General features: G+C 39.6%; 23 protein-coding genes. 2 read left to right on the plus strand and 21 right to left on the minus strand.

The genetic code is table 11. The features are described from left to right. Positions 1–65 precede the first annotated feature (65 nt). The 8 genes from NYE32_RS08085 to NYE32_RS08120 form a co-directional block, all read right to left on the minus strand. The gene (locus NYE32_RS08085) at positions 66–449 is read right to left on the minus strand and encodes a hypothetical protein (protein WP_073689588.1); all 384 of its coding nucleotides are present in this window, start codon (positions 447–449) and stop codon (positions 66–68) included. Positions 450–537: 88 nt separating this feature from the next. Beyond that, entirely contained in the window at positions 538–1,884 is a 1,347-nt protein-coding gene (celB, locus tag NYE32_RS08090; protein ID WP_048674742.1) for a PTS cellobiose transporter subunit IIC, read from the minus strand. Positions 1,885–1,944: 60 nt separating this feature from the next. Then, entirely contained in the window at positions 1,945–2,451 is a 507-nt protein-coding gene (locus tag NYE32_RS08095) for a hypothetical protein (protein WP_048790341.1), read from the minus strand. A gap of 29 nt (positions 2,452–2,480) precedes the next feature. Then, the gene (locus NYE32_RS08100) at positions 2,481–2,795 is read right to left on the minus strand and encodes a PTS cellobiose transporter subunit IIA (RefSeq protein WP_003096270.1); all 315 of its coding nucleotides are present in this window, start codon (positions 2,793–2,795) and stop codon (positions 2,481–2,483) included. Between the two features lie 9 nt (positions 2,796–2,804). Further along, positions 2,805–4,781 (minus strand): PRD domain-containing protein, encoded by a 1,977-nt coding sequence (locus NYE32_RS08105; RefSeq protein WP_110981256.1) that lies wholly within the window; start codon positions 4,779–4,781, stop codon positions 2,805–2,807. 164 nt (positions 4,782–4,945) lie between these two features. Beyond that, positions 4,946–5,260 carry a PTS cellobiose transporter subunit IIB gene (locus tag NYE32_RS08110; protein ID WP_003096262.1) on the minus strand — a complete coding sequence of 105 codons (315 nt, stop codon included), beginning with the start codon at positions 5,258–5,260 and terminating at the stop codon, positions 4,946–4,948. A 112-nt stretch (positions 5,261–5,372) separates the two neighbouring features. After that, on the minus strand, positions 5,373–5,630 hold the full coding sequence (locus tag NYE32_RS08115; protein ID WP_073690245.1) for a SemiSWEET transporter: 258 nt from the start codon (positions 5,628–5,630) through the stop codon (positions 5,373–5,375). A 54-nt stretch (positions 5,631–5,684) separates the two neighbouring features. After that, a complete protein-coding gene (locus NYE32_RS08120) occupies positions 5,685–7,121 on the minus strand; it encodes a 6-phospho-beta-glucosidase (RefSeq protein WP_073690246.1) in 1,437 nt (478 codons plus the stop codon). Positions 7,122–7,278: 157 nt separating this feature from the next. On the opposite strand from NYE32_RS08120, the gene NYE32_RS08125 reads away from it, so the two are divergent. Continuing rightward, a complete protein-coding gene (locus NYE32_RS08125; protein ID WP_073690247.1) occupies positions 7,279–7,644 on the plus strand; it encodes a hypothetical protein in 366 nt (121 codons plus the stop codon). Positions 7,645–7,750: 106 nt separating this feature from the next. Here the strand turns inward: NYE32_RS08125 and gatB are convergent, their stop codons facing one another. The 13 genes from gatB to NYE32_RS08190 form a co-directional block, all read right to left on the minus strand. Further along, on the minus strand, positions 7,751–9,193 hold the full coding sequence (gene gatB / locus NYE32_RS08130) for an Asp-tRNA(Asn)/Glu-tRNA(Gln) amidotransferase subunit GatB (protein ID WP_002891678.1): 1,443 nt from the start codon (positions 9,191–9,193) through the stop codon (positions 7,751–7,753). After that, positions 9,193–10,659 (minus strand): Asp-tRNA(Asn)/Glu-tRNA(Gln) amidotransferase subunit GatA, encoded by a 1,467-nt coding sequence (gatA, locus tag NYE32_RS08135; RefSeq protein WP_110981255.1) that lies wholly within the window; start codon positions 10,657–10,659, stop codon positions 9,193–9,195. The genes gatB and gatA overlap by 1 nt, the downstream gene beginning before the upstream one ends. Further along, on the minus strand, positions 10,659–10,961 hold the full coding sequence (gatC, locus tag NYE32_RS08140; RefSeq protein WP_002884769.1) for an Asp-tRNA(Asn)/Glu-tRNA(Gln) amidotransferase subunit GatC: 303 nt from the start codon (positions 10,959–10,961) through the stop codon (positions 10,659–10,661). The genes gatA and gatC overlap by 1 nt, the downstream gene beginning before the upstream one ends. A gap of 139 nt (positions 10,962–11,100) precedes the next feature. Further along, positions 11,101–12,573, minus strand: a complete 1,473-nt coding sequence (locus tag NYE32_RS08145) for a glycosyltransferase (RefSeq protein WP_073689524.1) — start codon at positions 12,571–12,573, stop codon at positions 11,101–11,103. Then, complete coding sequence (locus NYE32_RS08150; RefSeq protein ID WP_073689523.1) at positions 12,554–13,852, minus strand: accessory Sec system glycosyltransferase GtfB; 1,299 nt, start codon at positions 13,850–13,852, stop codon at positions 12,554–12,556. The genes NYE32_RS08145 and NYE32_RS08150 overlap by 20 nt, the downstream gene beginning before the upstream one ends. A 50-nt stretch (positions 13,853–13,902) precedes the next feature. Continuing rightward, positions 13,903–14,784, minus strand: coding sequence for a glycosyltransferase family 2 protein (locus tag NYE32_RS08155; protein ID WP_073689522.1), 882 nt, complete (start codon positions 14,782–14,784; stop codon positions 13,903–13,905). Between the two features lie 3 nt (positions 14,785–14,787). Beyond that, positions 14,788–15,996 carry a glycosyltransferase gene (locus NYE32_RS08160; protein WP_073689521.1) on the minus strand — a complete coding sequence of 403 codons (1,209 nt, stop codon included), beginning with the start codon at positions 15,994–15,996 and terminating at the stop codon, positions 14,788–14,790. A gap of 171 nt (positions 15,997–16,167) precedes the next feature. Beyond that, entirely contained in the window at positions 16,168–17,607 is a 1,440-nt protein-coding gene (locus tag NYE32_RS08165; protein ID WP_156685229.1) for a 6-phospho-beta-glucosidase, read from the minus strand. 152 nt (positions 17,608–17,759) lie between these two features. Next, positions 17,760–18,269 carry a peptide-methionine (S)-S-oxide reductase MsrA gene (gene msrA / locus NYE32_RS08170; protein WP_139723738.1) on the minus strand — a complete coding sequence of 170 codons (510 nt, stop codon included), beginning with the start codon at positions 18,267–18,269 and terminating at the stop codon, positions 17,760–17,762. A gap of 11 nt (positions 18,270–18,280) precedes the next feature. Further along, a complete protein-coding gene (locus NYE32_RS08175) occupies positions 18,281–19,129 on the minus strand; it encodes a MetQ/NlpA family ABC transporter substrate-binding protein (protein WP_139723737.1) in 849 nt (282 codons plus the stop codon). Positions 19,130–19,250: 121 nt separating this feature from the next. Then, positions 19,251–19,802: an isochorismatase family cysteine hydrolase gene (locus tag NYE32_RS08180; RefSeq protein WP_155213412.1), complete on the minus strand. Its 552-nt coding sequence runs from the start codon at positions 19,800–19,802 to the stop codon at positions 19,251–19,253. A 65-nt stretch (positions 19,803–19,867) separates the two neighbouring features. Continuing rightward, the gene (gene codY, locus NYE32_RS08185) at positions 19,868–20,653 is read right to left on the minus strand and encodes a GTP-sensing pleiotropic transcriptional regulator CodY (protein ID WP_002884784.1); all 786 of its coding nucleotides are present in this window, start codon (positions 20,651–20,653) and stop codon (positions 19,868–19,870) included. Between the two features lie 258 nt (positions 20,654–20,911). Further along, positions 20,912–22,126: a pyridoxal phosphate-dependent aminotransferase gene (locus NYE32_RS08190; protein ID WP_004183315.1), complete on the minus strand. Its 1,215-nt coding sequence runs from the start codon at positions 22,124–22,126 to the stop codon at positions 20,912–20,914. A gap of 363 nt (positions 22,127–22,489) precedes the next feature. Here NYE32_RS08190 and NYE32_RS08195 point away from each other — a divergent pair, with 363 nt between their 5' ends. Beyond that, a complete protein-coding gene (locus NYE32_RS08195) occupies positions 22,490–22,942 on the plus strand; it encodes a universal stress protein (RefSeq protein ID WP_002884397.1) in 453 nt (150 codons plus the stop codon). The last annotated feature ends 66 nt before the right edge of the window (positions 22,943–23,008 follow it).

The following is a 23,008-nucleotide window of genomic DNA, read 5'->3' on the forward strand; positions in this document are numbered from 1 at the left end:
AAAGAGACCAAAAAAATAAGGGAAGTATCCTATGAAGTACCTCCCTAATCTAAACAATAGTTACCTTATTTCTTTTTGATTCGAGACACCTCTAGCCACCAACCCACAATCCAGCCAAGGACTAAAAGATAATTTTCAAGTGCTCCAATAGCATTCACTGAGTGATGATGTTGAAGATAACTAAGGAAATGATTGGTCCCAATACCCAGGCCACCTAGAATCAAAGCAAGCAGAACGGCTCTCAGATAAAACCAATCGTATTTGAGATTAACGGCAAGGAGGATGACCAGAACCGCCACATTCCAAATCCCAATCTCCCGTTGCCAACCGGCAGAAATACCGTACCCCGAGTGACTTCCCATATAGGTTGGGAAAAATAGCTGAAAAATAATGGCACCAGTCATGGCCAGGATGACTAGGATAAATAGGACTCTTAAGAATTTGTTCATGGGGTTGCTCCTACTTAATAGATGTTTTATTGAATACCATTAGTATAACAAAAAAGACCTTAACAAAGTTAAGATCTTTAATCATAAATTAAGCTTCTTGTTCCTCTTTCAACAATTTCTTATCGTAAACACGAATGAATGGGAAGTAAACAAGGAAGGCAGCAACTGCACAGACAAGAGCAACTAAGACAGCACGGAGATCTGCTGTTCCTAAGAAGGCTCCGATTCCCACTGGGGTTGGCCATGGAACTTGTGCAATAACAGGATTAATCAAATGCAATGCATTAACAAAGTAGTAAATAGTAGCTGTAACCATTGGAGCTAAGATAAATGGAATCGCTAATGCTGGATTATAGATAATTGGCAAACCAAAAATCAAAGGTTCATTAATGTTGAACAATGCTGGAACAACTGAGGCACGTCCAATCGCTTTAAGTTGCTCTGACTTAGCAGCAAAAGCAATGTAGAGACACAGACCAAGAGTTGCACCTGATCCACCAGCGATAACAAACATGTTAGAGAACTCACCAGCTACAGCATAGTGTCCTCCAGCAGCATTTTCTGCCATGTTAGCAAGTGCGATAGGGTTAACGAAAGCAAAGATAATGTTAGCACCATGAATCCCTACAATCCAGAGGAGTTGAGTTAAAAGATAAATAATCATTAATCCAATCCATGAGTTAGTTAGGTTAGCAACAAACCCAAATGGAATAGCAATAACTTTAAAGATGTCAGTTCCCAACGCCACGAGTGCACCGTTAATAAAGATAACTACAAATGCAACGACGAATCCTGGAATCAAGGCTGTGAATCCGCGAGAAACCCCTTCTGGAACAGCTTCAGGCATTTTAATAACCCAATTACGTTTTACACATGTACGATAAATAAGAACTGTCACAATAGCCATGATAATAGCTGTGAAAATACCAGTTGTACCAAAACGAGTAACACCATTACCCATTGCCCAACCGTCAACAACGACTGCACCTTCTTTTAGGCTACCTACAGCCTTCATCATTCCACCGTCAAAAATGATTTGTGGAACTGTCATAATGAAAGCCATGAGCGCAAGAAGAGCACCGTTAAGAGGATTCATATTTAGTTCTTCTTCTTCTGCATAGATTTTAGTTAACTCATAAGCAAGTGAGAGAACAAAGTAAAGAGAGAGGGAACCCATAGTAGCATAGTTAGCAACCATGTATAGAGAAGTAAACTTATCAAATGAAGCTGAGAAAATATCAGCTACAATTGGCCAGAATGAGAAGGCTTGTGGCAGAATACTAAATACCAAGAACATTGACCCAACAATAGTAAATGGTACAGCTGCCATACCTGCCGCCGTGATTGCACGTACAACTTTAAACTGGGCAAGTTTTCCCATTGGTCCCATGACATGATTTTCAAGGAAACCAAACAATCCGTTTTGTTGATCCATAATCGGACCTCCTTAATAATAATTATATATTTATTTCAATAGCAATCCTTTTAAAAGATGTTATAAGGTTATAGAACTCTTTTCTAACTGGATAAAGCGTTGATAAGCCTTATCTTTACGTTCATATATTTCTTGAATTCTTTTAAGATTTAGCAAGCATAGACCCAAGCCTAGTAAAAGAATGACAAAAACAAAGAAACGTGCAGCTTGATTATTTTCGAAAATTGGGAAAAGAGTTGTAAACAGACTTGTCCAAGTTAGAACAAGTAGTCCCACCTGAATAACAGCTTGCGAGCGAACAAACATCTGAGTCACTTTCAAACGTTCATCACGCTTGCCATACAATCGAAACTGCTCAACAGTAGCCAAAATCGCTAATACAATTAACGTAACAGGGAGAACAATAACAAAAGAAGGACGAATAAATTGATTCAAAAGCCAATAAATATTGCCAAAAAAGAAGAGTGCTATTGTATAACGTAGAAGAAGGTAACGATTAAAGAAAGTATTTTTTAATGCTGTCTCCCGACGTTGACGCTCGATTTCTAGTTGTTCTTTTTTTGTCATTGTCTTCCTCCTTGTTTAACTATATCTATTTAGCCAACCTTTCTATGAAGAACTAGCATTTCTTTTGCCACTTCCAATAGAGTCATTGTGGTCATTAAATGGTCTTGAGCATGCACCATGATAATTTCAATCTTGATTTCCACACCACTTGCATAGTCTTGCAAAAGTTTTGTTTGTGCATGGTGTGCTTCTAAAATTTCTTCATTTGAATGGTCTAACTTAGCTTCTGCTTCGTCAAAGCGACCTTCTCGCATATCAGCAAACGCTTCATGAATTTCTGTTCTAGCAGTACCTGAATGAAGAATAATTTCAAAGGCTGCAACCTGTAGTTCTTCTTGATTCATACGAACCTCCTATGTTATTTTTTCGAATATTGTAATAAACTCTTCAAATTTCTTGCAATTAATTAATTGCTTTTGTAAGTCATCATTTTCTGTTAAGGAAACTATTTTCTTCGTCACATCCTTCAATCCATCATTTCCATATAATGATGGTGATAAAAGAAAAACAAGTTGAATATGTGAGCTTTGACTATCCCAAGATACAGGTTCTTGACAGATAGCAACCGAGACTTTAACTTCTTTCCCCAAAGGTCTAATGGGATGTGGAACCGCGACTCTTTTGGAAAAAACAACTGAACTTAATGCCTCACGCTGTTTAATTTCGTAAAGTAAAGATTGTTTGAAATCATCTGATTCACCGACAGATAGACCTTCAACCATTTCTTCCAATAGTCGTGTTTTATCGCCTTTCGTCCAAACAAAGAAGTTATATTGACTAAAGTACTGTTTAAAATTGTCGTCTTCAATAGGGGCTACTTCTGAACGTTTCCTAATTTTCGAGACTTGCATCTGATTCATAGCATGACGAATCTGAGATATTTCCTCGGATTTAAGAAAGACACTCACCGTAAAAACTGGTATCTGAAAGTAAAGGTTCGATAAATCAACAGCCGATACAATAAAATCAATCCCCTCTATCTTTTCTTGGTTCAACTCATAGTAACCTATGACATCAACCACCTCTATACGATTCCCAAGCTCAGATTCAAGGCGATTTCGGAGCATTTGAGCAGCTCCAAAACCTGTCGCACAAATCGCCAATACTGAAAATTTATGGTTTTCTTTTCGACGTTCGATGGCAGCCAAGAAATGAAGACAGACATAAACTATTTCATCATCAGATATAGTAGCCTGTGAAAAAGCTTCCATATTTGCAAGAATTTCCTTGGTCATGAAGAATACGTCACTATAATTCTGTTTAACCTCATCTACCAATGGATTACTAAGATTAATATGACTGGCTAAACGTACCTGTAAGGTCATCAAATGAGTTATAAGACTCTCAATAAGTTGAAAATCCGAAGAAAAGTGATATATGTCCTCTAACCCTAAGGTTTTAAAGCTTTGGACCACCGAGTCTCTCAGTGCCTCTTTAGAAAACTCTGTTTGATTGTTTTGGGGCAACTGACTTTTAGCTAACAGATGTAGGGTAACATAATCAATCTCTTGAACTGGAAATTCCTGATTGGTTACCTCGCTAACTCTTGAAAGAATCCTCTTAGCAACCCGGCGTTCAATATCATTATCTGCCATCTGACAATCTAAGTTACTAATTTCAAAACCAGACTTGATACGGCCTATTGCTAAAGCTATATGAACAACTAAATTTTGTAAAACAAAATCCGACAACTTTAGATTGGCTTCCTGACATTCTTCTAAAACAATCTTTGCCAATTCCTCTAATGGAAGATTTTGGTCAAAAAAATTTGATTTCACATAAGAGTGCAATGCTTTAAAAAACTGGTTCTCCAAGAAATAACTCATAATAAAGCGACGTTTGTCTCGTTCTTCACCAGAAACGTAGACACCTTTATTCGCTCTACTTTCTATAGTTAGGTTATACTCAGCCAGCATCTGGCGTATCTTTTTAAAATCATTAGACAAGGTTGAGCGACTGACATATAGCTCCTCAACTAAATCATCAAAAAGAACTGGAACCTGTTCAAACAAGAGCTTATTTAAAATGAAGGCTAGCCGATCATCACTTTGGGACATGGAAGATTTTGTATTATAATCATCTCCTAATTCATAAATCAGACGAAAAGTTTGGCAAGCTTCTTGGCTTTCAAAAAACAGTCTATAACCTTGTCCTTGTTTTGATACTAAGCTAACACCTTGAAGGTTTAAGGTTTGATCAATTGATTTTAAGTAACTACGTACAGTCCTATCCGAGCAGGACAAGTATTCAGCAAGCTCTTTACTCGTAACATAACGTTCCCTATGCTTTATCAAGAATTGAAGGATGCTTTTTTCCCTAGTTTTTGACAATCACATATCCTCCTAAAAATGATATATTCACCTTCTATTATAGGATATTTTCACACCTTTACTTCTTTTTATCGAGCATAAGTTACATTATGAATCATTTATAATCTAGTCAACAGATAATATTAACTAACATCTATTTTTTTACACTATTTCTTTAACAAAAATTAGATGTTTTCTACAATTAAATTAGCCATTTTTTCAATTCCCATTGGAATTGGAATGTAAGCTTGTGGTGGAATTTGAACAACTGGTTTTCCGACTTTAGCCCCTGCCTCTTCAAACTGTTTAAAATACATTTTTGTTTGAGGACTTACAAGGTATAAATCAAATTCTGATGCTGCAATAGCTTTTCCGCCCTCAGTGGCACTAATAGCGTCAACCTCAATATCCTGACCTTTCCCCTTTAGAAACTCAGTTGTTTTCTTTGCCATAAGTGATGAGGACATTCCAGCTGCACAAATAATCAATGCTTTTGCCATAAGATTTTCTCCTTTAATCTAATCCCATCAAATTGATACCTGATTGGGTTACTTCTTATTTACACTTTAATTATAAAATAAAGCGCTTACAATTACCATTTCTGATTTTTCCTCAACGATACGGAAAATAATTATTTGTCTTTAATTTATAAATCAAAATAATACCAGATAGTAAAAAGGAAACACTATTAGCCAAAATCAAAGGTAAGTCACCAATATGAAGGCCATGAGCAAGCCACAAAGCAATACCAATAACCTGCATAACATACATCCCTAAGGCAATTGATTCAGTATCTTTTGTTTTTACCAAACGCACAACTTGCGGCAAAAAGGCAAATGTTGTTAAAATTGCTGCAATACTACCAATCATATTTATTCTCCTATGTTTACTAAAGAAGCTGGGAATACACCCAGCTTCTTAGTTTTATTCCACCGTTGCACCATTAGATGCAATAACTTCTTTATACCAATTAAATGATTTCTTTGGTGAGCGTTCATAAGTCCCTTGTCCATCATCATCTTTATCCACATAGATAAATCCGTAACGTTTTCTCATCTCACCGGTACCAGCTGAAACTAGGTCTATGCAGCCCCAAGGAGTATATCCCATCAAATCAACACCATCTTCAACTACAGCTTTTTTCATTTCACGAATATGAGCCCCTAGGTAATCAATCCGATAATCATCATGAACCATGCCATCTGCTTCAACTTGGTCTATAGCACCAAAACCATTTTCAACAATGAATAGTGGCAAATGATAGTGATCAGTAAACCAGTTTAATGCATAACGTAAGCCCTCTGGGTCAATCTGCCACTCCCACTCAGATGCCTGAACATAATTATTTTTAACTAAATCTTCTGTTTCAAGATAATCGAAATAAGGATTATTCTCACGATGAGAATCGATAGCGAAAGACATATAGTAACTAAATCCAATATAGTCTACTGTTCCTCTAAGTAAATCCTCTTTATCTTGATCTGTAAAATCAACTGAGATTCCTTTACGTTCCCAATACTTGAGAATGTGTTCAGGATATTTCCCCAAAACATGTACATCAGTAAAGTAATAACGTTTTTGCATAGCCTTCATAGCCATTAAAATATCTTTAGGATTACAAGTTGCAGGATAAATAGGACACATCGCAATCATACAACCAATTTGAAAATCTGGATTAATTTCATGACCAATTTTTACTGCTCGAGCAGAAGCTACTAACTCATAGTGTGCTGCTTGATACATAATAGCTTCTCGGTCGTCACCTTCCTCATATACAATACCAGAGTTCGTAAATGGTGCAAAATCTTCCTGGTAATTGGCCTGATTGTTGATTTCATTAAAGGTCATCCAGTATTTAACTTTATCTTTATAACGTTTGAATACGACTTCCGCAAAGTGAGCAAAGAAATCAATCAATTTTCGATTTTTCCACCCACCGTATTCTGTAACCAAATGATAAGGCATCTCAAAATGAGATAACGTAATTACAGGTTCAATTCCATACTTCAAGCACTCATCAAAAAGATCATCATAAAATTGCAAACCTTCTTCATTGGGCTCTAACTCATCACCTTTGGGGAAAATACGTGTCCAGGCAATCGATGTTCGGAAGCACTTAAATCCCATTTCAGCAAAAAGTGCAATATCTCCTTTATAACGATGGTAAAAATCTATAGCCTCATGGTTTGGATAATATTTACCTTCCAAAACTCCCGGGGTAATTTCACGGGCAACTCCATGACGACCAGCAGTCATCACATCAGCAACACTGATTCCTTTACCACCTTCTTGCCATCCACCTTCAAGTTGATGAGCAGCAACAGCACCACCCCACAAAAATCCATCTTTAAAAGTAGTCATCGTTTTTCCTCCTGACTTTGATACTTCTATTATAAACTCCATAAGCGGTAATGAAAACGCATTCTTTTTCCATAATACTACGGAAAGTAATAGGTCATCCTTTGCTTGAAAACGTTTTAGATAAAGAGTATACTATGTCTCATAAGGAGGCAATAATATGAATTTCATACAGTTTTTAATTGCTTTTGCAGGACTTGTTGTTGGAGTTAGCGCTGTTGCTATACTCTTCTGGTACTTAAGTAAGACTTTGAAGAAAAACGTCATTGTACGTAATAGTAATACCTTTACTATTATTCATCTTAAAGAGCTAGATCAATACCCTGACTTACTTAAGAATACTGATTTTAAGAAAATGGGAGACTGGACTGTCCATGATAACGGACATGAATTCCGAGGAACTGCTAATGTCTCTAAAGAAAAACTTCGTCAATGGATTATTGATGAATATCATTTAAAAGCTCATCAAGTTATTGTCACTGTTCCTGAAGAAATGAAGGTTGCTTCAGCTCTTCCTCATTTCTAAAGCCACTTAGTCTTTTTCAAAAACTCCTACGAACTCCACTCGTTAGGAGTTTTTGTATACCCTAATAATAGATAAAAAACCAACCTCTCGGCTGGTTTTTTATCTATTACTCTTCTTTCAACTTCGCCAATTCTTGGGCAAGTAGTTTAAGAGCTACTTGTGGGTTGGCTTGGCCTTTGGTTGCTTTCATAAGGAAGCCTGTGAAGGCCTTGTCAGCGTTACGTTTACCTGACTTGAAGTCGGCTACAGCTGCTTCATTGTCTGCAAAGACTTGGTGGATGATTGGGATCAAGACTTCAGGGTCTGAAATCTGTACCAATCCAGCTTTTTCGACGTATTCACGCGCACCTCCACCGTTTTTCGCCAAATGAACGAAGACTTTCTTGGCAATCTTAGAAGAGATGGTTCCATCCTCGATGATGGCAATCATTTCAACCAAGTTTTCTGGTGTCAACTTGATTTCTTCAAGCGTTTTACCTTCTGCGTTCAAAAATTGAGCGACTTCACCTTGGAGCCAGTTAGACACTTGTTTAGCGTCTCCGCCAAGGGCTACGGCTGCTTCAAAGAAGTCAGATGTGACCTTAGTAGCTGTCAATTGGTTGGCATCATAGTCAGACAAGCCAAGCTCTGCCACATAGCGAGCACGGCGGTCTTTTGGAAACTCAGGCAATGATGTACGCATTTCCTCAATCCACTCATCTGAGATTTCAAACAAGGGAAGGTCTGGTTCTGGGAAGTAACGGTAATCCGCTGCCCCTTCTTTGACACGCATAAGAATCGTGCTCTTGTTGGCCTCATCATAACGGCGTGTTTCTTGACGAATAACACCACCTGAACGCAAGATTTTCGCTTGACGCTCCACTTCGTATTCAAGACCTTTACGGACGTTTGAGAAAGAGTTCAAGTTTTTCAACTCCGTCTTGGTACCAAATTCCTCTTGACCGTATGGGCGAAGGGAAATGTTGGCATCGACCCGCATTGATCCTTCTTCCATCTTGACGTCAGAAATACCTGTGTATTGAATGACTTCTTTCAAAGCTGTCAAATAAGCATAGGCTTCTTCTGGAGAACGCATATCTGCTTCAGAGACGATCTCGATCAATGGCACCCCCTGACGGTTGAGGTCTACATAAGAGAAACCGTCTGTTCCGTGGGTGTTCTTACCGGCATCTTCTTCCAAGTGGGCCCGTTCAATCCCAATTTTCTTAGTTGAGCCGTCTTCCAATTGCACTTCAATCCACCCATTGTAACCAATTGGCTCGTCAAATTGTGAGATTTGGTAGGCTTTTGGATTATCAGGGTAGAAATAGTTCTTACGGTCAAAGTGCATGTGCTGGTGGATATCCATATTCAGGGCCAAAGCAGCCTTAATACCAGCGTCCACAACGCCCTTGTTCAAGACAGGAAGCACCCCTGGGAAAGACCAGTCGATCACATTGGTATTGGCATTTTGCTCGTTTCCAAAGTGAGCAGAGGTTGGTGAGAAAATTTTTGAGTTTGTATTCAATTCAACGTGGACTTCAAGTCCGATGACTGTTTCAAAGTTCATTAATTGTCACCTCCGAAAATAAGGGGTTGTTGCTTATGGTAATCCGTTGTTGCTTCAAAGGCCGCTGCGGCTTGGTAGATGGTCTCTTCCGAATACTTAGGACCAATCAACTGCAAACCAACTGGAAGTCCTTGCGCAAAACCTGCAGGAATCGAAATTCCTGGAAGACCCGCCAAGTTAACTGGAATGGTCAACAAGTCCGCCAAGTACATGGCAACCGGATCATGGTTGAGCGAATCCAAATCAAAGGCCACGCTTGGAGCTGTTGGACCAAGGATGAGGTCGTAATCCGCAAAGACTTTTTCAAAATCTTGGATAATGAGGGTACGGACTTGACCAGCTTTCTTGTAGTAAGCATCGTAGTAACCAGATGACAAACTAAAGGTGCCCAGCATGATACGGCGTTTCACTTCATCACCAAAGCCTTGGCTACGAGTGTTCACATAGATGTCTTCCAAGTTCTTGGCATCTTCCGCACGGAAACCATAACGAATACCATCGAAACGTTGCAAGTTTGATGAAGCTTCAGATGAAGCAATGATGTAGTAGACGGCAACCCCGTATTTAGAATGAGGCAGGCTGACTTCTTCGACAGTTGCTCCCAATTTCTCAAAGTGCTTAGCTGCACTAAGGATAGTTTCTTTGACTTCTGGGTCAATTCCTTCCCCAAGGTATTCTTTTGGAAGGGCAATCTTCATGCCCTTGATATCTTGACCAATCTTAGAAGTAAAGTCTGCTACACGAACAGGTGCAGAAGTCGAATCTTTGGCATCTTCACTGGCAATGACATTGAGCAATTGGGCATTTTCCTTAACGGTTGGTGAGAAGGTACCAATTTGGTCAAGTGAGCTACCGAAGGCAATAAGACCGAAACGTGAAACAGTTCCATAAGTTGGTTTGAGACCAACAATCCCGTTGAAGGCAGCTGGTTGGCGGATAGAACCACCGGTATCAGAACCAAGAGACAAACGAACTTGCCCTGAAGCGACAGAAGCTGCTGAACCACTAGAAGATCCACCAGGTACCTTGCTGTGGTCCCAAGCATTTTTAGTCGCCCCATAGTAAGATGTTTCACCAGATCCACCCATAGCAAATTCATCCATGTTGGTCTTCCCGATGACAATCATATCTTTGGCTTTTGCATTGGCAACAGCTGTCGCATCAAAGATAGGCTCGTAGTTGTAGAGCATTTTTGAAGCCGCAGTCGTCAAGATACCATCTGTTGAGATATTGTCTTTGACAGCGAGTGGAATCCCTGACAGGAGGTTATCTTTATCAATTCCTTTTTCGTCAATAGCCTTAGCTTGGGAAAGTGCTGCTTCTTCAGCCACCGTCACAAAGGCATTGACCGCTTCTTCACGCACCTTGATATCGTCAAGTGTCGCTTGTGTCAATTCGGTTGCTGAAATTTCCTTAGAGACAAGGAGGTCGTGCAACTCTTCAATGGTTTTATTGTTGAATGACATTAGGCATCTCCTCCATCTTCTAGGATAGCTGGCACCTTGATGTAGTAGTTATCTTTTTCAGGTACATTTTTAAACAAGCGGTCACGGTCTGTCCCTTTTTCAGCAACATCCGGACGCAATACGGTCTTACGATCAGCCATAGTCGTTGTTGGGGCCACACCAGTTGTGTCCACTTCTTCCAACAATTCCACCATGTCGACAATCTTCGACAAGGTTGTCGCAAACTCAGCTGTCTCTTCTGGAGAGAATTTCAATTTTGAAAGATTGGCAACGTGGGTTACCTCTTCTTGCGTAATTTTCATCTTGCTTCCTTTCGTGAAATGATGATTTTTCAATACGTTCTATTTTACCATAATTAGGCCTATTTTGCTTGGAGGATAAAAAAACTGTAGTAACTTTTTTGTTACTACAGTTTACAGAGATAGAGCTTTTTCAAAACACTTATCGTATGGCTATCAAGAGCTTTCTCCAAGCCTCTAGGATTTCTGGTTTCAAATACTGTTTTGCCAGGTCATATGAGACTTGGTGCATAGACTCAAGATCACTTTCTAAGGCAAATACAATTTTGTCTGCCATCTGAGAAACAAGTAGGTTCTCATCCATAGTTTCGCTATAAGGAACCAGAAAGCCGTTTTTACCATCTTTGATGAAAGTTGGATTGCCATAACGGGCGTCAAAACCAACCAAGGCTAGACCTGCTCCCACCGCTTCCATCAGAGTCAAGCCAAAGGTCTCCCACTGAGAGGCGGTGACATAAAGTTCATACTGTGGGTAGACATCACGCAAATCCGCATGACCCCGAAGTTGGATGAAGTCACCGGCCCCAAGAGTATCAATCAGATCTTGTAGATTCTCTTGCTCGCCACCTTTGCCGTAGATGTCAAAGTGAAGATTTGGCTCTTTTTCATGAGCAAGGGCGACTGCTCTTATAGCTAAATCCAAGCGTTTACGTGGATCCAATCGCGAAGCCGTCATCAAACTAAGAGGATTCCTCTGCTCCTCTGGAAAACTAAGGTTATCCAAATGTCCCACTGCTAGGTCATGAATACTAGCATCTGTTACACCTTGCTTTTTCAGGGTATTCTCTAAAACAGCCTTTTGTGCCTCTGTAGCTGTAATGAAGAAATCAAAACGTTGGGCGTACTTAAAGATGTAATAATACTCATAGTAGAGGTCGCCATTTTCAAACTCATGCTCTGAATGAAAAACGAAGCCTAACTTTGCAGGTGTATCCAATTCATAAATCGGTCGCATAAACTCCATCAAGGAGGCCCTATCCAGCAACAAGGTATCCGCAGTTGTCAGCGGAAGTCTTGCTAGAAAACGACGCATGACCTCTGTTTTTGTTACTAAAATCTCAGTTCCCAACCTATATAACCAGCTGGTCCCTTGCTTGAGTTCTTCAAAGGCGATACGACCATCTTTATTGTGATAACTTCTCCTGATGGTAATGCCTTTTTCAAAGTATTCTGTGACTAATTTACTTGTTCCATACCACTCACGCTTTAAAAGCATACCATTGACGTGGTAATCCACATACCGCACACAACCTTTTTGGTAGGAATCCATCTTGAAGACTAAAGAAGTGCCATCAGAACAGACATAAACAGAGTCTGTTTCGCTTTGACTCTTCAAATCTAGACGTGTCAACTTAAATTTTTGCTGTAAGGCCCCCACTGTCAAGGATGGGATATGACTGTCTTGATCTGTAAAGCTAAGATAGGCATGGAGGAGTTCCTCGTAGCGATGCCCTAAAGAAAGATAATAGTCTAATTTATAGGGTTGTGGCCAGGTCGTAAAGACAAACTTAGCAGGCTCATTTAATTCACGTAGCATCAAAGCTCTCGACGCCTGGGCCACATCCACACCATTAGGCTCAAAGCCCACCAATAGGTTAAAGGTGTAAATTGTCATCTTCTTCCCCCTTCAATCTAGTAAAGAAAGCTAAGATTTCTTCTCTCTCGGCGAGTTTCAAAACCTCTTTCTGACTTTCAAGAGACTTAGGGTAAAACTCTGGTTGCTGTAAGAGTTGTCGGAAATCTTGCTCTAGTTCCTCTAAGGAAGTATAGACCGTTGGTAAGTCCTTATAGTAGTGACGATGAACCGTTGATTCCAAGCCATAAAGTAGCTGCCCATTTTCAATCGCATCCAATGTTGCATCAGACACTTCACTTCCATAATTCAAGTCTAAATAAATGAAACATTTCCTTAGTAGCTCTTGGTATTTCTCCTGACGAATCCCTGGGTAAAGATGGACATTTCCCTTATCTTCGAGACAAGTCAATTTAGGTCCCATACTAGTTTGGGCTCCGATGTGAAAGTCAATATCCGGAAAAGCATCAACCAAGTCAGCTAGTCCCTCAATATTTTCAGAAGCAGTCATCACCATAGCCTGAGGCACAAAAGTCTGAGAACCTTCTTGTTCCGCACCGGCTAAATAAATCATGCCTGACCTACGTTCCTCTTGTGGATAATAATTAGTAATCAAAACATGATTCACTTGATTTTGAATAAACTCAAGACCATCATGACTGTCGGAGCAATAGACCAGACGATTAGCATTCAAGGTCTGCAAAATCGAGATTAGTTTGGAATCCATACAGATGATAGCTTCGTCTGACTTTAGGATTCGATTCAAAACAGCCTTAGTTAATTCTTCCCTACCCAAGAAAATCCTATCTCTTCCTTCAGATCCCTGATCAATCAAGTACCCATCTTGAATATAGTGAAGCAAGACCTCTTCTTGATTACGATTAAAGTAAATATCCATAATGCCTTGTCCCTGATCATCCAGAAGACGCTGTTTGGTACGCCAGCCATAGCGATTATAATCGTCTATCGCAAGAACTTTTTCCCCTTGTCCAAACCATTGGACTTGTTTGACCGTACGTTCCTTTAGATTGTCACGAAAAATGACACTAGCACGACGGTCTTGACCATCAAAAATATAGGTCGTAATCCCCAAAGTCCACAATTCCCAATATAGAGGAACTGACAAATTGTTAAAAAAGAGTGGTTTCCCTTGATAATCTTCCTCAGAGGAATAAATAAATGACGATGCTAAACTAATAGTGTCCTTATCAATATCCGTTTCAAAATTCGTGTAAAACACACGCGACTGAATACCAAAGGAGTTTAGTGATCTTCTCAGTTTTTCCGTTGCCTGACTGGGTTCTTGTGCAATAATGAGCATAGTTATCCTTTCTGACTAATCCAAGCTATAAATAGCTTAACCCTCGACCTTTATTGCTCCAAAAATCTCAAGTTAACCTGTGCCGTCATATAGGTCTCAGTATCTTGAAGATTAGCTTCTTCCATTTTTTCAATCGCCCGTTTTAGACGCGTCTTATAAATATAACGGTGCCAGGTCAAATCATAGCCCAACATACCTAGCAAAGCTAATTTTTCATTTTTGGCTTCCATCTCATCTAAAACACGCTTTTCAGTCCAGACCTGTGACAGCGTATCTTTACGTCCCACTCGATACCAGTAGATACATTTTTCAGTATGGACAACACGATTTGCTTTTAACAATAGTTTATACATAAGGAAGTTATCTTCGACATTCTTACCAACAGGAAAACGAAGATCCTCGAATAAGGAAATCTTGTAGAGTTTCATCATGGCACAAGCCCAAGCCATATCTCGTGTCTCTTGAATGGCATCCTGATCTATGATATCTCTTCCTTCATAGAGGGTTTCAGAATAATCGTTCTCCGTTACCTTAATCAAAAACTTACTTGTACTCTCATTGAACAAGTTATAGTTAGCAATAGAAACATCTGCTTCATACTTTTTAAGCTGAGTGTATAAGGTCTCCACATAATCCTCTGTTACCCAGTCATCTGGGTCTACAAAAGTGATGTAATCACCTGTGGCCAAGTCAATTCCTGTATTTCGGGCTGCAGATAAGCCCCCATTAACTTGTCGCACATAGCGAATACGTTGGTCTCGCTTGAAAAATTCCTTGCAAATCTCCTCTGAATTGTCAGGAGAACCATCATTGACAAGAATGATTTCAAGGTTTGAATAAGTCTGATTCACTATCGTTTCCAAACACTGCTTCAGGTAAGCTTCCACATTATAAATGGGAATCACAATACTAACTACTTCTTTATTTTCCATGGTCTATCTCTCAATCGTATCTATATAGTCTCGAACTGCCTCTACCATTTGGTCTACTTGGTCATTCTTGAACACTTGATTTTTTCCAGTGTGGTCATGATTGGTCCCTTCAAAAGAGAAAATTGGAAGACCCAACTGATGAATCGTTTCTGTGATATGATCAACCTCGTCAAATGGGTTGATATCCAAATAAAAATCTATTTTTTCCAAAACCTTTCGACTGGTCAATGGATCAAAGGACGGATAGAGAATAAGGTTTGGATACTGCTCCAATTTCACCAAATTAAACCCGAAATGAGAATGAGCCAAAACATGAAAAGCTACATCTGGAAGAGCCTGCAGTAAATGTTCCAATTCAAAGATGTCTGCCGTATTAGTATAAATAGTCGTATGGTAAGGAAAATCACCGACCATATCACTAAAGCTAAGCTTTAAGGATGGCTTTCTCAATAAGATGTCTTCCCAAGATAGGGCATAATAAAACCACCAAATATCTCTGAAACGATTGAAACGCTTAGAGGTCCAAGGTTTATTGTGAGAGGTGTAATGAATAACCGCTGGCACCCCTTTAAAAACATCATACCAATCCAAGTCCCCATATCTGTACTGATCCTTGTCAGAGCCTACTTGGAGATTATAAGTCCATGGAAGTTGGTGCCAGGCGTCTTTAAAATAAAGATTCAAAATCCCTTGATCCCCATAAACATTTTGGTGATGTTCCTTAGTTAATTCAAAAAGAGACTCTGTCACCTTGTGTTGTCGCCACCAATCGGTATCAATAATCATCAAACCAGCGTTAAAACCATCTGTCGTCGTTGGACGATCCACTACCGCTCCAATACCAAATCCGCCCAGATCTACTTCAAAAAGTGGTGACAAATCCTGCGTGAAGATCATGTCACAGTCTAAATAGAGAACACGATTTTCTTGAACAAACTCAGGTATCGCATAACGGAAAAAAGTCGCATAATGAATATGCGCACTTGGAAGCGAAAATTGTTTAAAGCTTTCTGCAGACACACGACAATTAAGAATTTCAGAATCAATAGCCTCTAAACGACGATTCATTAGCGTAAACCATTCTGTTGGTAAATTCTCATTTAGCACATAAATTTTCCACTGCCCTTGATGTGCACACAAAGATTTAAGAGCTACCTCTAACTTTTCCATATAGGATAGCTCAGCTACAAATACAACTGATTTTTTACCCATGTTTTCTTCCTCTCAAACTCTAATAAGAATATCATTTTTTAGAAAACATTACAATTTCTACCCCTTACAAAAAAGCCAGCCCAAAGGCTGACTTCAATCGGAGATCAATTTGCTTTCTGTGCTTGCTAGATTCGTAAAATTATAGCCAGACCAGCACACAACTCAAATGCACTATTCTACAGAGGCACCGTTACTTGCGATAACTTCTTTGTACCAGTTAAATGATTTCTTCTTAGAGCGTTTAAGACTACCATTACCATCGTTATCTCGGTCCACATAGATGAAGCCATAACGTTTCTTCATTTCACCAGTTCCAGCAGAAACAAGGTCGATACAGCCCCAGGTTGTGTAGCCCCAAAGCTCTACACCATCTTCATTAATAGCATCACGCATAGCCTTGATGTGGGCAGCCAAGTAGTCGATACGGTAATCGTCTTCAACATAACCATTTTCATCTGGCGTATCCACAGCACCAAGACCATTTTCAACGATAAACATCGGCTTTTGGTAACGATCCCAAATAGCATTGAGGGTAATACGAAGGCCTAGTGGGTCAATTTGCCAACCCCACTCTGAAGCTTCCAAATATGGATTTTTAATAGAGGCAAAGATATTGCCAGCAGTCTTTTCATTAACCTCTGGATCACCTGAAGCCACACGACTTGCATAATAAGAGAAGGAAACGAAATCAACAGTATGCTCTTTAAGAAGGGCCAAATCTTCTTCCGTCATCTCAAGCTCAATGCCATCACGTTCCCACTGTTTCTTAGCATAATTTGGATACTCTCCACGAGCTTGAACATCAGTAAAGAAATAGCTACTACGGTCTTCTTGCATAGCTGCCCAGTAGTCACGTGGATGGGCTGTATTTGGATAATATTGACCTGCTGCCAACATACAACCGACCTTATTTTCAGGGTCAATCTCATGAGCCAATTTCGTCACCATAGCTGAGGCTACCAACTCATGGTGAGCAGCCTGATATTTAACCTGCTCCTCATTCTCACCCTCTTCAAAGCAGAGTCCTGCTCCCATAAATGGGGCATGGAGAATCATGTTGATTTCATTGAAAGTGAGCCAGTACTTAACCAAACCTTTAAAGCGTGTGAAAAGGGTACGGCAAAGATTTTCATAGAAGCCAAGCATCTTACGATTACGCCATCCTCCATACTCGGTAATCAAGTGCATTGGACAATCAAAGTGTGTAATCGTCACCAAAGGTTCAATGCCATGCTTGTGACATTCCTTGAAGAGGTCCTCGTAAAAGGCAAGCCCAGCTTCATTTGGCTCAGCCTCATCACCCTTAGGAAAAATACGTGACCAAGCAATAGAAAGTCGATAAGTCTTAAAGCCCATTTCACCAAAGAGAGCAATATCTTCCTTGTAACGGTGGTACATATCGATGCTTTCCTTAGCTGGATAAAAATAACCATCCTCAAAATCAAACATCTTGCGACGTCCAGTAATAATCGAAAGGCGATCCTCACCAATTGGCACCACATCAACATTGGCTAAACCACGCCCATCAGCATCATAGGCACCTTCACATTGGTTGGCTGCTGTCGCTCCACCCCACAAAAATCCATCAGGAAAAGTTAATTTTTTAGCCATTATTCTACTTCCTATATCTTTCGACTTAATATGGTAATAGTATACAATAGCCTGTAATCGTTTTCTTATAGTAAACTACGGAAAACTGATACTATCCTATGATTTTAGACAAAAAATTGAGAGTAGGACAGATTCCCACTCTCAATCATATTTTATTTCCAATTTTCTTCTAAGAATTGGTGGCGAATGGCACTACTCTGTGCATAACGTTCAGGATTAGTCCTATAAAATCCCTGGTGATAGGCCTCTGCTTCATAGAAAGTCTCTGCAGGTTCAATTTTTGTCACAATAGGACGGTCAAAACGTCCTGAGTTCTGAAGATTTTCCTTAGACTTTTCGGCAATTTCCTTTTGACGCTCATCAAAATAATAAATCACAGGACGATAGTTATCGCCACGATCCTCAAATTGACCAAAGGCATCCGTCGGATCTGTCTGAGCCCAATAAATCTCAACTAACTCAGAGAAAGAAATAATTTCTGGATCAAAAATAATTTCTACCGCCTCTGTATGCCCCGTCGTTTTTCGACAAACCTCTTCATAAGATGGATTAGGTACATGTCCTCCTGTGTAACCAGATCGAACAGATAAAATACCAGGCTGTTCTTCAAAAGGCTGTACCATGCACCAGAAACACCCTCCAGCAAAAATAGCTCTTTCCATAGCGTCCTCTCTTACCAAACCGGCTCATCTAAACCTTGAGACGATTTCTTGATGACTTCTTTCACTTCGTCAGTATGATAGGCTTTGATGACTTTCTTAATAGCATCAGCCTTATCTGATTTTTCCCAACCTTTTTGGGCAACAAGTAAGTTGTACCATTGCTTAGTATTTTTACTTGCGGGTTCCACGTAGATAGCTGTCTTAGGATCAATTCCAGCCTCTGTTACGAAGTCATTATTAATGATAGCCGCATCTACAGAATCAAGATTGGCAGCTGTTTGAGCCGCATCTACTTCTTTGATATTTAGGTTCTTCTTATTTTCGCTGATATCAGTCAATTTAGCTTTATCGTCAGCATCGACACTAAGCTTAATCAAACCTGCAGACTGCAAGAGGTTTAGGGCACGACTTTCATTGACAGCATCATTTGGGATAGCAATCGTAGCACCATCTGGCAATTCTTTAATATCCTTGTATTTATTCTTATCACCCTGTGTTCCTGAGTAAACACGGAAGGCCGTAAAATAAGTCTCAGCAATTGGTACTAAATCAGTCTTATGGTCCGCATTCCAGTTATCAAGGAAATTATAGTGTTGAAATGCATTGATATCAATCTCACCATTATTTAGAGCTACGTTAGGTTGAGAATAGTCTGTAAACTCACTGAACTTCAGCGTAATACCTTCTTTTTTCAAAATTTCTTCAACCTTGTCCCAGCGTGCTTGTTCAGACTCACTCTTAGCCATGGTTCCAACTCGTACCACTGTCTTATCCTTAGCAGCATCCTTACCACAAGCCGCTAAAATCCCTACAGAAGCGACTGCAAGGGCTACAATACCTAATAAACGTTTTATCTTCATAATTGTCTCCTCTCAAATAAATAAGTGGTTCCAGTCTAACATGAAAAAACTTGCTTGACTAATTCATATTCTTAATCAATTGATAGAGAGGAGCTATCAAAAAAAGAGTAAGAACTAACTCTTACTCCACAATTGTTGCTCCAAGAACATTTTTAAAATGTCCAATAGCAAAGTCATGAGCTTCAGGCGTCAAGGAGGCTGTTGCACTCTCTACCACCTCGATATCATAGCCCAAATTATAAGCATCAATGGCCGTATGTAACACACAAATATCTGTTAAAACTCCCGTCAAAACAACTGTCGTCACACGACGCTCACGTAAACGAATATCTAAATCCGTTCCGGAAAAGGCTGAATAGTGTCGCTTGTCCATCCAAAAGACACGATGGTCGTCCTTGATGGCATCATATACACTAGCTAACTTACCATAAAGTTCTCGCCCAGATGTCCCTGCAATGTTGTGAGGTGGAAAGAGTTTAGTCTCAGGATGGAAGGTATCTCCTTCATCATGTCGATCCATGGCAACAAAGATATAATCCCCATTGTCATAGGCTTCTTGAGTTACCTGAGCAATACGATTTTCAATGGCTTGGGCAGGCTTACCAGCCGTCAACTTCCCATCATCTGCCACAAAATCATAAGAATAATCAATTGATATCAATGCCTTTGTCATGCTACTTTCTCCTTTTAAAAAAAGTGGGGCAGGTCCTCCTACCTCACTCTCTTTCAGTATTCTTCTTATTCGTATTCTTTCAATTTGTCGTAGATACCTTCGTTAAGGACTTTAAGATAAGTCCCTTTCATACCGAGTGAACGGCTCTCAATAATACCAGCTGATTCCAACTTACGAAGGGCATTAACGATAACTGAACGCGTAATTCCGATACGGTCAGCAATAACAGATGCTGTCAAGCGACCTTCCAAACCGTCCAACTCGTTCAAGATAGCTGAAACTGCCTTGATTTCTGAGTAAGACAAGGTATTAATAGCCATGTTAATAGCCGTTTGTTTACGAATCGTTTCTTCCAAGTTCTCTGTCTGAAGGTTCAACAACTGCAACCCAACTACCGTAGAGGCTATCTCAACCAAGATAAGATCTTCATCCACAAAATCATGATCGTTACGCCAAATGATGAAAGAACCAAGACGCATACCACCACCATAGATAGGGGCAATTGTAGTCAAACCATCTGGGAAGTCATCTTTTGACTCCACTGGGAAAATGGTCAAGTCACTGTCAATACCAATGTTTTCTTGAGTATCATAAACACGGCTGATACCACGTGTGTATTCTTCTGGAAGTTGTTTAGCTTCAAAAAACTCTTCCACTCGATCATTGTTGGTTTTGTACTTCATGGCAAAACCAAGGAGAGCACCACCACCATTAACGATAGCAGCGTTACAATCAATGATATCCGCCAATTGAGCAGCCATGTTGTTGTATGGAAGATCTCCTTCCAAGCTGTCTACTGAGCGTTGCAAGATAGATGTAATTTTACGTGTTTTAGCCAGCAAATTTGCCATATTTATTGTCTTCACTTTCTATTGTAATCATAATAATATCAAGCCTTGTACTAATCTTCTGCGTCAAGACTCACTAGCCCTATCATTATAGCACACTTAACCCAGAAATTGCAAACAATTGTCTGAAAATTATTTATTATTCTACTATTCATTATATTATGGCATTTTTAGGAAGAATGTTCAGATTTTGCTCAAATATATCCCCCTTTTAGAAACAATAAAAACCGGACAAGCCTTATTGTCCAGTTTTTTAAGGAATTAGCGCTTGTAATATGACAAGACTCGTTCGATTTTATTACCGAGATCAGCCAACTCTTCCACTCGAGGAAGATAGACAATACGGAAGTGATCTGGTTCATTCCAGTTAAAGCCTTTACCTGGAACTAGGAGAACCTTCTCCTTCTTCAAGAGACGAAGACAGAATTCTTCATCATCTTCAATATCATACATGTTACGGTCAATCCTAGGGAAGATGTAAAGCCCTGCATCTGGCTTAACAGCTGATAGCCCTGGAATAGCGTTTACGGTATTCGTGATAAACTCACGTTGTTCATAGATACGCCCACCAGGAATCAAGAGCTCATCAACGGATTGGTAGCCACCAAGTGAAGTCTGAATAACGTGTTGAGAGAGCACGTTGGCACAAAGACGCATGTTAGCCAACATATTAAGCCCTTCAATATAGCCTTTGACATTCTTTTTAGGTCCAGAGAGAACCATCCAACCCACACGGAAACCACAGATGCGGTGAGACTTAGAAAGACCATTCATAGACACGCAGAAGACATCTGGTGCAAGACTAGCGATTGCAGTATGTTTCTTACCATCCATAACCAAGCGGTCATAAATCTCATCCGCAAAGATAATCAAATCATTTTGTCGAGCAATATCCACAATCTGTTCAAGAACATCCTTAGGATAGAGCGAACCTGTAGGATTATTGGGATTGATGACTACAATTGCCTTAGTATTTGATGTAATCTTTGATTTGATATCATCAATATCTGGATACCAGTTAGATTTTTCATCACATACATAGTGTACGGCATTACCACCTGCTAGACTGACACAGGCTGTCCAAAGAGGATAATCTGGCATTGGGACCAAGACCTCATCTCCATCATCAAGCAAGGCCTGCATAGATATGGAAATCATCTCTGAAACACCATTACCAATATAAATATCATCAATATCTACATTTGGGAATCCCTTTAACTGGCAATACTGCATAATCGCCTTACGAGCTGAGAAAATCCCTTTACTATCCGAATACCCTTCACTGTTACGAACATTCATAATTAAATCACGAATGACTTCATCCGGTGCTGTAAAGCCAAATTCCGCAGGATTTCCCGTATTAAGACGAAGAATTTTTTCACCGTTAGCAATCATACGGTTGGCTTCATCCAAAACTGGTCCACGAATATCATAGGCAACGTGTTCCAACTTTGATGATTTATCAAATGTTTTCATAAGTTAATCCTTTCAAAAGATACTAAAAGCAGATACATCTAGCATAAAATAAGAAAATTCAACACCTGATGGGGATTTCCACTTTTATTGACACCAACTTTATTTAGGCTCAGCCATTTGGTATCATTTCTGAAGACTTGTCTTCCTATTGTTTAATTATCATGTTTCTTACGAAGCTAATAACAGATTGTATTATACCTCTTTTTCATGCAATCTTCAATTTTTAGATAATACTGAAATCTTCACATTACTACAGACATCCTAAAGTAAGCAGTCAAAAAAAGATTTCAGAAAATCCATAACAACGCTTTCATTTTTTAGATTAAAGGAGTATAATAAAGCTAAAGATAGGAGGTAGAGCTTATGTCTCAACAATATGAACGTATTATGGTAGCTGTCGACGGTTCTTACGAATCAGAACTGGCCTTTATTAAAGGTGTGCACGTTGCAAAACGTAATAATGCTCAGTTACTATTGGTACACGTTATCGATACACGCGCCCTTCAAAGCGTTGCGACTTTCGACTCTTATATCTATGAAAAACTAGAAGACGAAGCTAAAGCTGTTTTGGCTGACTTTGAACGCCAAGCCAGAGAAGCTGGTTTAACCAAGATTCGCAAAGTTATTGAGTTCGGTAATCCTAAGAGCCTCTTGGCTGTTGATATCCCTGATAAGGAAAATGTTGACCTTATTATGGTTGGTGCCACTGGTCTCAATACTTTTGAACGCTTGCTTATTGGTTCATCTTCTGAATACATTCTCCGTCACGCAAAAGTTGACTTGCTCATTGTTCGTGACTCTGAAAAAACACTTTAGTCACCTCTCACAAGCACCTCTGGTGCTTTTCTCATACAAAAAAGAACTGAGATTTTAACTCTCAGT

The sequence above is a fragment of the Streptococcus sp. FSL R7-0248 genome, from assembly GCF_037967965.1.
Lineage (GTDB): Bacteria > Bacillota > Bacilli > Lactobacillales > Streptococcaceae > Streptococcus.

Bases quoted from the DNA above. Each gene is read 5' to 3' on its own strand.
- NYE32_RS08085 (WP_073689588.1), bottom strand. From the start codon at position 449: ATGAACAAATTCTTAAGAGTCCTATTTATCCTAGTCATCCTGGCCATG.
- celB (WP_048674742.1), bottom strand. From the start codon at position 1,884: ATGGATCAACAAAACGGATTGTTTGGTTTCCTTGAAAATCATGTCATG.
- NYE32_RS08095 (WP_048790341.1), bottom strand. From the start codon at position 2,451: ATGACAAAAAAAGAACAACTAGAAATCGAGCGTCAACGTCGGGAGACA.
- NYE32_RS08100 (WP_003096270.1), bottom strand. From the start codon at position 2,795: ATGAATCAAGAAGAACTACAGGTTGCAGCCTTTGAAATTATTCTTCAT.
- NYE32_RS08110 (WP_003096262.1), bottom strand. From the start codon at position 5,260: ATGGCAAAAGCATTGATTATTTGTGCAGCTGGAATGTCCTCATCACTT.
- NYE32_RS08115 (WP_073690245.1), bottom strand. From the start codon at position 5,630: ATGATTGGTAGTATTGCAGCAATTTTAACAACATTTGCCTTTTTGCCG.
- NYE32_RS08120 (WP_073690246.1), bottom strand. From the start codon at position 7,121: ATGACTACTTTTAAAGATGGATTTTTGTGGGGTGGTGCTGTTGCTGCT.
- NYE32_RS08125 (WP_073690247.1), top strand. From the start codon at position 7,279: ATGAATTTCATACAGTTTTTAATTGCTTTTGCAGGACTTGTTGTTGGA.
- gatB (WP_002891678.1), bottom strand. From the start codon at position 9,193: ATGAACTTTGAAACAGTCATCGGACTTGAAGTCCACGTTGAATTGAAT.
- gatA (WP_110981255.1), bottom strand. From the start codon at position 10,659: ATGTCATTCAACAATAAAACCATTGAAGAGTTGCACGACCTCCTTGTC.
- gatC (WP_002884769.1), bottom strand. From the start codon at position 10,961: ATGAAAATTACGCAAGAAGAGGTAACCCACGTTGCCAATCTTTCAAAA.
- NYE32_RS08145 (WP_073689524.1), bottom strand. From the start codon at position 12,573: ATGACAATTTACACCTTTAACCTATTGGTGGGCTTTGAGCCTAATGGT.
- NYE32_RS08150 (WP_073689523.1), bottom strand. From the start codon at position 13,852: ATGCTCATTATTGCACAAGAACCCAGTCAGGCAACGGAAAAACTGAGA.
- NYE32_RS08155 (WP_073689522.1), bottom strand. From the start codon at position 14,784: ATGGAAAATAAAGAAGTAGTTAGTATTGTGATTCCCATTTATAATGTG.
- NYE32_RS08160 (WP_073689521.1), bottom strand. From the start codon at position 15,996: ATGGGTAAAAAATCAGTTGTATTTGTAGCTGAGCTATCCTATATGGAA.
- NYE32_RS08165 (WP_156685229.1), bottom strand. From the start codon at position 17,607: ATGGCTAAAAAATTAACTTTTCCTGATGGATTTTTGTGGGGTGGAGCG.
- msrA (WP_139723738.1), bottom strand. From the start codon at position 18,269: ATGGAAAGAGCTATTTTTGCTGGAGGGTGTTTCTGGTGCATGGTACAG.
- NYE32_RS08175 (WP_139723737.1), bottom strand. From the start codon at position 19,129: ATGAAGATAAAACGTTTATTAGGTATTGTAGCCCTTGCAGTCGCTTCT.
- NYE32_RS08180 (WP_155213412.1), bottom strand. From the start codon at position 19,802: ATGACAAAGGCATTGATATCAATTGATTATTCTTATGATTTTGTGGCA.
- codY (WP_002884784.1), bottom strand. From the start codon at position 20,653: ATGGCAAATTTGCTGGCTAAAACACGTAAAATTACATCTATCTTGCAA.
- NYE32_RS08190 (WP_004183315.1), bottom strand. From the start codon at position 22,126: ATGAAAACATTTGATAAATCATCAAAGTTGGAACACGTTGCCTATGAT.
- NYE32_RS08195 (WP_002884397.1), top strand. From the start codon at position 22,490: ATGTCTCAACAATATGAACGTATTATGGTAGCTGTCGACGGTTCTTAC.